9 protein-coding genes and 1 pseudogene are annotated in these 11,709 nt (G+C 32.7%); 7 read left to right on the top strand and 3 right to left on the bottom strand.

Annotated elements, in window-relative coordinates:
• Nucleotides 1-1,648, bottom strand: a pseudogene (gene cna / locus HMPREF3247_RS05905) (collagen adhesin Cna); the annotation flags it as partial.
• A gap of 377 nt (nt 1,649-2,025) precedes the next feature.
• On the opposite strand from cna, the gene HMPREF3247_RS05900 reads away from it, so the two are divergent.
• The gene (locus tag HMPREF3247_RS05900; RefSeq protein ID WP_000432340.1) at nt 2,026-3,444 is read left to right on the top strand and encodes an anion permease; all 1,419 of its coding nucleotides are present in this window, start codon (nt 2,026-2,028) and stop codon (nt 3,442-3,444) included.
• Between the two features lie 411 nt (nt 3,445-3,855).
• Here the strand turns inward: HMPREF3247_RS05900 and rarD are convergent, their stop codons facing one another.
• A complete protein-coding gene (gene rarD / locus HMPREF3247_RS05895; protein ID WP_001091181.1) occupies nt 3,856-4,764 on the bottom strand; it encodes an EamA family transporter RarD in 909 nt (302 codons plus the stop codon).
• A 221-nt stretch (nt 4,765-4,985) separates the two neighbouring features.
• Between rarD and HMPREF3247_RS05890 the strand changes: the two genes are divergently transcribed.
• The 3 genes from HMPREF3247_RS05890 (at nt 4,986) to HMPREF3247_RS05880 (ending at nt 7,787) form a co-directional block, all read left to right on the top strand.
• Nucleotides 4,986-5,561: a helix-hairpin-helix domain-containing protein gene (locus tag HMPREF3247_RS05890; RefSeq protein WP_000174577.1), complete on the top strand. Its 576-nt coding sequence runs from the start codon at nt 4,986-4,988 to the stop codon at nt 5,559-5,561.
• 166 nt (nt 5,562-5,727) lie between these two features.
• Nucleotides 5,728-6,744 (top strand): HoxN/HupN/NixA family nickel/cobalt transporter, encoded by a 1,017-nt coding sequence (locus HMPREF3247_RS05885; RefSeq protein ID WP_000215641.1) that lies wholly within the window; start codon nt 5,728-5,730, stop codon nt 6,742-6,744.
• A gap of 242 nt (nt 6,745-6,986) precedes the next feature.
• Nucleotides 6,987-7,787 (top strand): arylamine N-acetyltransferase family protein, encoded by an 801-nt coding sequence (locus HMPREF3247_RS05880; protein WP_001017424.1) that lies wholly within the window; start codon nt 6,987-6,989, stop codon nt 7,785-7,787.
• Nucleotides 7,788-7,920: 133 nt separating this feature from the next.
• Here HMPREF3247_RS05880 and HMPREF3247_RS05875 read toward each other — a convergent pair whose 3' ends face one another.
• Entirely contained in the window at nt 7,921-8,433 is a 513-nt protein-coding gene (locus tag HMPREF3247_RS05875; RefSeq protein WP_001051870.1) for an HdeD family acid-resistance protein, read from the bottom strand.
• A 282-nt stretch (nt 8,434-8,715) separates the two neighbouring features.
• Here HMPREF3247_RS05875 and vraD point away from each other — a divergent pair, with 282 nt between their 5' ends.
• The 3 genes from vraD (at nt 8,716) to vraH (ending at nt 11,627) form a co-directional block, all read left to right on the top strand.
• Nucleotides 8,716-9,474: a peptide resistance ABC transporter ATP-binding subunit VraD gene (gene vraD, locus HMPREF3247_RS05870; protein ID WP_000154162.1), complete on the top strand. Its 759-nt coding sequence runs from the start codon at nt 8,716-8,718 to the stop codon at nt 9,472-9,474.
• A complete protein-coding gene (gene vraE / locus HMPREF3247_RS05865) occupies nt 9,464-11,344 on the top strand; it encodes a peptide resistance ABC transporter permease subunit VraE (RefSeq protein WP_000143656.1) in 1,881 nt (626 codons plus the stop codon). Before vraD ends, vraE begins: the two co-directional genes overlap by 11 nt.
• A 91-nt stretch (nt 11,345-11,435) precedes the next feature.
• The gene (gene vraH, locus HMPREF3247_RS05860) at nt 11,436-11,627 is read left to right on the top strand and encodes a peptide resistance ABC transporter activity modulator VraH (protein ID WP_000672034.1); all 192 of its coding nucleotides are present in this window, start codon (nt 11,436-11,438) and stop codon (nt 11,625-11,627) included.
• Nucleotides 11,628-11,709: the final 82 nt, after the last annotated feature.

Below are 11,709 nucleotides of genomic sequence, written 5' to 3'. Positions count from 1 at the left end.
CTTGATTGTCTTTGTCGTCCCATACTTTTTCACCACTAATTGATGTTGTTTCGATTGGTTTTTCAGTATTAGTAACCACTAAACCATTTTCTTTTTTAGTATATCCTTCTGGTGTTGTGTCTTCACCTTGAGCATTTACTTCTTTAACTAAATATTTAATAGTCTTGCCATTTTTGTCATTTTCTGGAAGATTAGACCATGTCACTTTTGTCGTTCCATCTTCTAATTTTTTAATCTCTGCTTTGTCTACTGGTGTTGTGTTTTGATTGTCATCTTGTTTGTACAACTTGAAATAAATCGTTGGTTTCACTTTTTGAGTGCCTTCCCAAACCTTTTGAGCAGATACATCTTTTGTTTTTTCTATCTCTTTTGCATTTTCAATAGTCGTAAAATATCCCTGATTATCTGTATCTTTCATAGTAAACGGATATTCTTTATCCTTATCAAATGTATACGGTGCTGGCGCCTCTATTTCTTTTAAAATATAGTCTCCACTAGGCAACGCTTTAATATTAGCAATACCGTTTGCATCTGTTATAATCTCAATTTCTTTTTGATTGTCCTTTACAACTGATCCATCTTTTTTAGAAAGTTTAAATTTTACATTAGCTATAGGAGCCTTGGTATCTTTATCCTGTTTTAAAACTTTTAATTCACCTTTTACAGTACCTTCAATACCGGCATTAGCATTAATATTGTGCACAGTATGATTAAATGATTTCCCGTTCACTTCTTCCTTACCATACTCTTGATACCAAGCTTGTGAATTATTAACAAACTCTTTTTGCTGTTCATTCGTAATTTTGGTTTTGTAGTTAATTGAAAAACTATTATATGACCCATAGCCTTGTGGAATTGTTACATCAATTGTGTTCTTCGTATTATCAACAGTTATTTTAGATCCTGGAAAGGCTTTTTCAAAATCACTAATTGCACTTTGTCCACTATAATAATTGCTATGTGTACCTGTCACATTAATGTTTAATGTGCTTAAATCTAACTGCTGTCCACCTTGAATCTGATCCTTTATAGTAATATCTTTCGATACATATCTTTTTTCATTATTAATATTTAAAAACCATCGTACATGTGTCGTATCTTCTGGCAGCATATCTCCCGTTTTATAATAGAAAACACTACTTGTTCCCGCTTCACTTTTATGAACCGTAACATTCGTTGATTTATTCCCAGATGTTATCGTAGCTACTTTGTCATCTGAAGTATTTGTTTGCGTTAAATTTCTTCCTTGTACTTCAAATTCTGCAAATCCCGAAACATCACTTAATTTTTCTACTTTATCATTGAATGTAATTGTTGCTCCGTCTGGTGTAATAACTGCTTGACCCACCTGTTCACCTTTAACAGTTAATGGTACTGTTTTACTATAACCCTCTATCTTTACTGTACCGCTTGTCGGCCATGCCACTTTAATCGTGTCACCATTTTGTATTTTTACACTTTTATCGTCGAATGTCGTTTTTACTGTCGTTTTACCACCATCTTCTATCTTAGTCGGTGATACAGTTAAATCTGTAACATTCGTTGATGAAATATCTCGTGCTGCCAATGCTTCATTTTTATTAAATAAAGGCGTGATGATATTTAATAACATTATAAAGACCATAAACTTCAACACGTTCTTGTTCATAAAAACCCCTCCTTATACTCTATGTCATATCCATAGGATACTAATGATAAATTATAAACTAATTTAGTTCATATTCAATGAAATTTATTAAAAATTCATATTATTATTTTATTATGCAAAATATATACAGTATAACGAATACAAGTGCATGAAGTTAACTTGTATCAATTAATTTCTTAGTATATTAGTTCATCTTCAAAATCTTTTGAATTTAATAAACACCATCTATACCAGTTCTTCACCGATTCTCGAAAAATAATTATATTAATGATTTCGTTAATTTAATTTTATATTTAATTATTACTGTACATCTTTTGTAGTTAGCTTTATTCTTAAATTGAAATATGTATAAAACATAGAAAGAAGGACGTTTTAACATGGAAAACACGGTTAAATATCGTAAGTTTATACTCCCTATCGTTGTAGGTCTCCTTATTTGGGCACTTACACCTTTTAAACCGGATGCTGTGGATCCAACAGCATGGTATATGTTCGCAATATTCGTCGCGACAATCATTGCTTGTATTACACAACCGATGCCAATTGGGGCCGTCTCTATAATTGGATTTACAATCATGGTACTCGTTGGCATTGTTGACATGAAAACGGCTGTCGCTGGTTTTGGTAATAATAGCATTTGGTTAATTGCTATGGCATTTTTCATTTCGAGAGGATTTGTGAAAACAGGTCTTGGTAGACGGATCGCACTTCATTTCGTCAAATTATTTGGTAAAAAAACATTAGGCTTAGCATATTCTATCGTCGGTGTAGATTTAATTCTAGCACCTGCTACACCAAGTAACACCGCGCGTGCTGGTGGAATCATGTTCCCAATTATCAAATCACTTTCTGAATCATTTGGTTCGAAACCGAAAGACGAATCAGCATGCAAAATGGGTGCATTTCTTGTTTTCACAGAATTCCAAGGTAATTTAATTACTGCGGCTATGTTTTTAACTGCAATGGCCGGTAACCCCCTTGCACAAAATTTAGCATCTAGCACATCTAATGTTCACATTACATGGATGAATTGGTTCCTAGCTGCTTTAGTTCCTGGACTTGTTTCCTTAATTGTTGTACCTTTTATTATTTATAAAATTTATCCACCAACTGTTAAAGAAACACCAAATGCTAAGAGTTGGGCTGAAAATGAATTAGCGACTATGGGTAAAATCGCTTTAGCTGAAAAATTTATGATTGGTATTTTTGTCATTGCTCTAACATTATGGATTGTCGGAAGTTTCATTCATATTGATGCAACTTTAACGGCCTTTATTGCGCTAGCATTATTATTATTGACAGGTGTCTTAACATGGCAAGACATTTTAAACGAAACAGGTGCTTGGAACACATTAGTATGGTTCTCAGTATTAGTGTTAATGGCCGACCAATTAAACAAGCTTGGATTTATTCCTTGGTTAAGTAAATCCATTGCTACAAGTCTTGGTGGCTTAAGCTGGCCTATAGTACTGGTCATTTTAATATTGTTCTACTTCTATTCACATTACTTATTTGCAAGTTCTACAGCACATATCAGTGCGATGTATGCAGCATTACTAGGCGTTGCCATCGCAGCCGGTGCACCACCATTATTCAGTGCATTAATGTTAGGTTTCTTCGGTAACCTATTAGCTTCAACAACACACTATAGTAGTGGTCCAGCGCCGATTCTATTCTCTTCAGGTTACGTGACTCAAAAACGTTGGTGGACAATGAACTTAATATTAGGTTTCGTCTACTTTATTATCTGGATTGGTTTAGGATCACTTTGGATGAAAGTAATTGGTATATTTTAAAATATTTAAATTAGCGCTCGAATCTCATTGATTTGGGCGCTTTTTAATTTGTATTTAAAATCAACCTTTGCTAAATCAAGACTCCCTTTTTAAAATACGTTTATCCTTTAAATCATTGCGTGCTTCACTGAAAATTTGTATAAAGATTTAAGTCATTACGTAACATCACATAAAATACATTTCTATACTATTCCGCTTCATTGATCAGCATTACGTATGCCCTCATAAATCATCATACAAAAAACACTTTCGCTTAAATTCATTTAATTATGAATTCAACGAAAGTGCTTTATTTCATATTTAATGTTTCAAATTTATACGTCTGTCACTGTTACTGCACACATACCTCAGTCTCACCTTATCATGACACAAAGGAAGTTGAAAACACGTATAATTATCTCTCCTCGTATTTTATAGGGTTTTTGCGACCGGATGTTTCTTCAATTTAATGTATTGAGAAAGACTATATAACACAATACCTGTCCAAATAAATATAAACGTAATTAATTGATCTATACTAAAAGGCTCTTTGAAAACAAATATGCCGAGTACAAACATTATTGTTGGTCCAACGTATTGAATAAATCCTATTAGCGAAAGTGGAATACGTTTTGCTCCGGCTGAGAATAGGATTAGTGGTATTGCCGTAATAGCACCAGAAAATAATAACCAAAATGATGACATGTTCAATCCAAATGACATCTGATGTTGCTGCCATAAATAAATAACGTATATTAGTCCAGCAGGTGCGGTAACAATACATTCAATCGTAATACTGCTGATGGCATCAATATGTACTACTTTTTTCAATAATCCGTATGTACCAAAGGATAACGCTAATATAATAGAAACGATTGGGAATTCTCCAATCTTGAGCGTCATATATAATACACCGATGAATGCGAATAAAATAGCTAGCCATTCAAATTTATTGAATCTTTCTTTTAAAAAGATAAGTGCGAGCAAAATGCTAACAAGTGGATTTATATAATAACCTAAACTTGTTTGTAGGACGTGACCGTTCGTTACAGCCCAAATAAATGTACCCCAATTTAATGTAATGACATAGCCTGCTACGACAATCGCTAATAGCTGAATGGGCTTGCCTAACAATTGATTCATATCTCGTTGAAATGCATTGCGTTGTTTTTGTCCAACCGCGAGTATGAAAATCATGAATATTGCTGAAAATATAATACGAAAGGCTAAAATTTCAAATGCGCCTATTTCATCAACGAACTGCCAATATATAGGTAGTATTCCCCACAGAATGTATGCACTGAGTGCTAAAAATATACCTTTTTTATATTCTGTATTCACTTACATACCTCCTTACTCTCCCAAATTTTTAACATGTTACGCTCACTTGGTTATGCTAATATAACGATTTTACTAATAATATTTCGATAAAGATATCATTTTGTTTATATTTCCCACATTTATTCACCAACCACTAAACAATATTAATTTTATAAATAATTCTGTACAAATCAGGGTATATTGCCAGAAAGACTACCATACAACATAAAGGATGGATACAAATGACTTTACCTAAAATTGGAAAGCCTGCAACACGCGCGCTAAATTCACAAGGTATATACACATTAGAAGCAGTATCACAATATACGAAGTCATCTCTAATGGAGATGCATGGCGTTGGTCCTAAAGCTATATCAATATTAGAACAAGCTTTATTTCAGCACCAACTACATTTTAAAACGGAAGTTCAGTCATCATTACCTTTTAAGTTAACAGGAGATGTGTCATGCAATCATGCGCCTAAACGTCAACAAATGATAGATTTTATAGTTGCTACAGCAGCATTAGATATTGAATTATTACGTTCACTGGTTACAACAGAATTTATTTGGTCTGTCCCTGGCCGCTTTGACATATACGGACCTCAAATATTAATTCAAGAACTATCTAATCATTACAATCAGGTTGCTAGTCTCAATATCCATTCCAGCATCACACATGGGTGCTTAGGTTCCATGCATGGTATTGAAATATTAAAAACTGGTAAAGAGATTCATTTTGCTCATTTTTTTGAATTTGAAAATCATAAAAAGGATGCCAAGTTAAGCAAAGTGACATCTTACATTGTTGTTGGTTAATTTATCAAATTATATATATCGCAAAAAAAATCTTTTGTGGTTACATGTATATTTTTATATAACAAATAATTTGGCATAACATTTTTGTTATATGAACACTTATTACTAGAGTGCCCATTGAACATACAGTATGATTAAATATCATGTTATGAAAGAAGGATATATTTTGACTGTTTTTAAAAATGAGCGCTTAAGCTGGTTACCATACATAGCTATTGTCATTTTGTTACACGTTATTGGGTTTAGTTTTTTATGGATTGCTGGAAAAGACCATCATATCTTATTTGGTATGGGGATTCTTGCATATACATTAGGTTTGCGTCATGCATTTGATGCAGATCACATTGCTGCAATAGATAATACGGTTCGCAAATTATTACAGCAACGCAAAGATCCATCTGGTGTGGGTTTCTATTTTTCAATTGGACATTCATCTGTCGTATTTTTAATGGCTGTTTTTTTAGGGGTATCTGTAAAATGGGCTAAAGATGAATTACCGCATTTCCAAGATATTGGTGGAACGATTGGTACACTAGTTTCAGGTTTCTTTTTAGTGCTTATCGGTGTGTTGAATCTAATTATTTTAATCTCTTTAATTAACTTGTTCGCTAAATTACGTCGTGAACACATTGAAGAAGCTGAAGTCGATGCATTACTTGAATCTAGAGGATTGGTTTCTCGATTTGTAGGACCTTATTTCAAATTAATCACGCGTAGTTGGCACGTATTGCCACTTGGCTTTTTATTTGGACTTGGTTTTGATACAGCTAGTGAAATTGCGTTACTCGCTCTTTCTTCAGGCGCATCACAACAAGCCATTTCGTTTATCGGAATCTTATCTTTACCAATTTTATTCGCATCAGGTATGAGTTTATTGGATACATTAGATGGTGTTGTAATGAAGTATGCCTATAATTGGGCATTCTTCAATCCTATTCGCAAAATCTATTACAATATAACGATTACTGCGATATCAGTCATGGCAGCATTAGTGATTGGGATGATTGAATTGCTACAAATTCTTGCTGATAAGCTAGATTTACATGGTGCGTTTTGGGCATTCATTGGTTCGATCGAATTTGATTATTTAGGCTATATTTTAGTTGCATTATTTTTAATTACTTGGCTTATTTCAAGTTTAATTTGGAAGTTTGGTCGCATAGAACACAAATGGTCTAAATAAAGTAACTTGTCTTGCAACTACCTTTGTATTGTTGCATTTTTAGACACCCTGCACACTTCTTCCATTATGCTACGCTCTCAGTAGTCATCTTTAAATCGTTTCTTTTAGAGATGACTTCATTTTGAGAGCGTATTTTTCTATTTAAAATGTATTTATCCAAAATTCAATGCTTTCGAATTTAAAATTTCAGTATTTCTGTTTAAAATTTAATTATAATCTTTAATACAGGAGGCGCTATGCTTATGAATATTGCGAAGTTAGAGAATTATTTACAAATTGATTCATCTCGTTATAATCGACCGAGTATTGAAGCATTAAATTATTATGCAACACGTTTTATGTTAACTGTACCTTTTGAAAATATTGATGTTCAAAATAGTAAGCCTATATCTATAAATATCGATGCACTTTTTAATAAAATTGTTCATGATAAACGTGGTGGTTTTTGTTATGAGTTAAATACATTTTTCAAAGCCTATTTACAACAAAAAGGATTTAATCCTGAATTAATGTCAGCTACTATTCACACACCCGGTGGCGGTCGTAGTCTGAACGGTTCACATGCTTCACTTGTTGTTTCTATAAATGATGTATTCTATGTAACTGATGTTGGCTTTGGAGACTTACCTCTACATGCCATTCCTATTACTTCATCTGAGCATACACAACCAATTACTGATATCAGTGGTACATTCCGCGCTATTTTTAACAACGAAGACAAGGATATTTTCTATGTTCAAAAATTCGAAAATGATCATTGGCATACAAAATATGAAGCTGAATTCAAACCTAAACAAATAGAAGATTTTAATAGCAACATCGAATATAATCAAACCAACCCAGATTCAATATTTGTACAGCATTTATTAATTACAATGCCACAATCATTTGGCCGTGCTACAATGTCTGAAAATCATTTAACTTTGACAAAAGCAAAGGATGGCATCTCAGAAAAGTTAGCTGTCACTAAAAATAACTATAAACATTTTTTAGAAAAATATTTTGGACTAGATATAACTATTAATCGTATTGAAAAACAATAATAGTAAAATATAAAAATATGGGCGTATCTTACTTATTGTAGGTAGCGCCCCGTTTTTATGCTTCATAAACACAACAAAAAGGATATGACACAAACTTCATGTCACACCCTTCTTTTGAACCGCTTCATTTTACTTAAGCAAGTGCATCTACAACATAAATGACACCTACGAATACAAATGCAATAGCAATCATCGTCGAAATAAAGACGATACCCATTAATGGATTAAATAATAAAATGACACCGAAAACAATACCTAATAAATTAAAAATCACTGAAATTAGTTTTAAGCTACCACTACCCGTAAACGTAAATAATCCTGCAATAGAACTAAAAATAAACCAGAATGCAAACATGTAGATAAAAAATGCCGAGCTAGCGCCAACATTAAAAATGACAATAAGACCAAAGAGAATATCTACAATCCCCATAAACAGAATCCAATTTTGGTTACCACCTACTAAAGCTTTTGCTTTTCTACGGTAAATGATTTGAATCACACCGTTAATTAATACAAACAGTCCAATCAACCAGGTAATAGCATAAAAATTTTCAATTGGAAATGTAAAAATAACGACTGCCAACATTAATAATAATACACCCATTATTAAACTAGACCATTTAATACCTTGGTTTCCTTTTGCCATAACAATCAATTCCTTTCAAATAAAGCCCGCTTTTAATTTTTACAAAAAATTTATTATACAATAATTAAATTCCCTTTTCTCAATTTACACAAACATCATCACTTAGAAAGCACCATTGCTTTTGTCTAATATGTACGATGAATCTGTATCCTCACTCAAAAATCTACTAAGTAGCGATAGCTTTCAACTCTGTAAGGTTCATTCATTGAATTGTAAGTTTAGATAAAGGCTACTACTCCAAACATTATTTAAAATGAAATTAAATACAAAAGGAGTGAGACTATGACGATATTATCAGTGCAACATGTTTCAAAAACATACGGTAAAAAGCACACATTTCAAGCACTTAAAGATATTAACTTTGACATACAAAAAGGCGAATTCGTTGCGATTATGGGGCCTTCTGGATCAGGTAAGACAACCTTATTAAATGTACTAAGTTCAATTGACCAAATTTCTAGCGGTAGCGTGATTGCTAACGGACAAGAGCTTAATAAACTTAATCAAAAAGCACTTGCCAAATTCCGTAAAGAATCATTAGGTTTCATCTTCCAAGATTACAGTATTCTGCCGACATTAACTGTTAAAGAAAACATTATGTTACCTTTATCTGTTCAAAAAATGTCGAAGGCAACAATGGAAGAAAATTACAAAGCGATCACGACAGCATTAGGTATTTATGACCTAGGAAATAAATACCCTAGCGAATTATCTGGTGGTCAACAACAAAGAACTGCAGCAGCGAGAGCATTTGTTCACAAACCACAAATCATATTTGCAGATGAGCCAACAGGCGCACTCGACTCGAAAAGTGCAAATGACTTATTACAACGTTTGGAAGAAATGAATAAATCGTTTGATACAACTATTGTCATGGTTACACATGATCCGGTTGCAGCAAGTTTTGCAGAACGTGTCATCATGCTAAAAGATGGCCAAATTCATACACAACTTTATCAGGAAGGACGTTCTAAACAGGCCTTTTATGAAGACATTGTACATCTTCAATCAGTATTAGGTGGTGTCTCAAATGACATTTAACCATATCGTTTTCAAAAACTTACGCCAAAACTTAAAACATTATGCAATGTATTTATTTTCATTATTTTTTAGCATCGTCTTATATTTCAGTTTTACAACCTTACAGTTTACTAAAGGTGTAAATAATGACGACTCGATGGCCATCATTAAGAAAGGTGCTTTAGTCGGATCAATATTTTTATTTATCATTATTGTCATCTTTTTAATGTATGCCAATCATTTATTCGTGAAACGTCGTACACGTGAATTTGCGCTATTTCAGTTGATTGGTTTAACACGACAAAACATTTTGAAAATGTTAGCACTTGAACAAATGATTGTATTTTTAATCACAGGTGTTGTCGGTGTATTATGTGGCATTGCAGGTGCACAATTATTGCTTTCCATAGTATCTAAATTGATGTCGTTATCGATTAACTTATCGATACATTTCGAACCTATGGCCCTTGTTTTAACTATTTTCATGCTAATTATTGCGTATGTACTGATTTTATTTCAAAGTAGTTTATTTTTAAAAAGACGCAGTATCTTATCAATGATGAAAGACTCAATTAAAACTGATGTTACAACTGCGAAAGTTACAGTTATAGAAGTCATTTCAGGCGTATTAGGTATTGCTATGATTGCACTAGGCTATTATATGGCGACAGAAATGTTTGGTACGTTCAAAGCACTAACTATGGCTATGACATCACCGTTTATCATTTTATTTTTAACGGTTGTAGGCGCCTATTTATTCTTCAGAAGTTCCGTGTCACTTATTTTTAAAACATTGAAAAAATCAAAAAATGGACGCGTATCTATTACCGATGTTGTATTCACATCGTCTATTATGTACAGAATGAAGAAAAATGCGATGTCTTTAACTATCATTGCAATTATTTCTGCAGTTACAGTAACTGTTTTGTGTTTTGCGGCATTATCTAAATCAAATACAGATCAAACCCTTACATCTATGGCACCAAATGAATTTAACGTGGTCGCTACTCAAGATGCTAAACAATTTGAAACTAAACTAAGCCAACAACAAATTACATTTTCTAAAAATACTTACGAAACTATTACTGTAGATAATGTTAATGATCAGGTTATTACTTTGGAAAATGGTAGTGATTCAGGTCGCACGAATTCTATTTTAAGTGCAAATAACAAGTTAACAGGCAACAATGCCATCATTACAAATACAAAATCGCTGCCTAACATTATTAATATCCATTTAAACAAAGATTTAGTAGTAAAAGGTACTAAGAATGAAACTTTCCGTGTTACACAAGAAGACAAAGGTAAGGTTTATCCTTTAAATCTAAGCTTCAACTCACCTGTCATCGAAGTAAGTCCTGAAAAGTATCAGCAGTTGAAAACACAAAATAACGTTCATACTTTTTATGGATATGATATTAAACAAACATCACAAAAGGAAAAAGCTCAAGCAATTGCAAAACAGTTTGGAGACAAAGTCATCACGTATGATGAAATGAAAAAAGAGGTCGATGCTACTAACGGTATTCTAATATTTGTTACATCATTTTTAGGATTAGCATTTTTAGTAGCAGCTGGATGTATTATTTATATTAAACAAATGGATGAAACTGAGGATGAACTAAGTAACTTCAGAATATTAAAACGCATAGGCTTTACGCATACAGATATGCTTAAGGGATTATTATTAAAAATTACTTTCAACTTCGGTTTACCATTATTGATTGCTATATTACATGCAGTATTCGCCGCAATAGCATTTATGAAATTGATGGGTAATATTTCCTTCATGCCGGTTATTGTAGTAATTGTTGTATACACCCTCATTTACATTACTTTTGCTTTAATTGCTTTTGTACATTCAAACAAATTGATTAAGAAAACCATTTAACACTTACGATTAAAAGATGCTTCATTGAGATTTTGATTTTAAGCAATGCAGTATAACTATTAACTGATTTATAAAAAGGAGAGATTGAATCATGAAATTTAGAGAATTAGTAAAACAATCATACGAGGATTTGAAAAATTTGACTGTAACTTGGTATAACGTGATTGCTTTAGCAATGATTGTTATTGTCTTAAGCGTAGTTACAACACCAATTATAGGTATTCCAGCTGGTTTATTAGGTGGCGCTTATTATTTAAAAAGCCGTGAAGAAAAAGGTAAATAAATAAGCCTTATGTGCTAAACTCAATATGTATTTCCTACCAAAGAAAACATAAGGAGTTTGGACATCTTGAAGGAGATACTAT

Source organism: Staphylococcus sp. HMSC36A10, from assembly GCF_001838845.1.
GTDB classification, from domain to species: Bacteria; Bacillota; Bacilli; order Staphylococcales; family Staphylococcaceae; genus Staphylococcus; species Staphylococcus aureus.
Note: the sequence above shows the minus strand (reverse complement) of the source record. Positions and strands in the feature narration are given on the sequence as shown.

Coding starts and splice junctions, on each gene's coding strand:
- HMPREF3247_RS05900 (WP_000432340.1), top strand. CDS start 2,026: ATGGAAAACACGGTTAAATATCGTAAGTTTATACTCCCTATCGTTGTA.
- HMPREF3247_RS05890 (WP_000174577.1), top strand. CDS start 4,986: ATGACTTTACCTAAAATTGGAAAGCCTGCAACACGCGCGCTAAATTCA.
- HMPREF3247_RS05880 (WP_001017424.1), top strand. CDS start 6,987: ATGAATATTGCGAAGTTAGAGAATTATTTACAAATTGATTCATCTCGT.
- HMPREF3247_RS05875 (WP_001051870.1), bottom strand. CDS start 8,433: ATGGCAAAAGGAAACCAAGGTATTAAATGGTCTAGTTTAATAATGGGT.
- vraD (WP_000154162.1), top strand. CDS start 8,716: ATGACGATATTATCAGTGCAACATGTTTCAAAAACATACGGTAAAAAG.
- vraE (WP_000143656.1), top strand. CDS start 9,464: ATGACATTTAACCATATCGTTTTCAAAAACTTACGCCAAAACTTAAAA.
- vraH (WP_000672034.1), top strand. CDS start 11,436: ATGAAATTTAGAGAATTAGTAAAACAATCATACGAGGATTTGAAAAAT.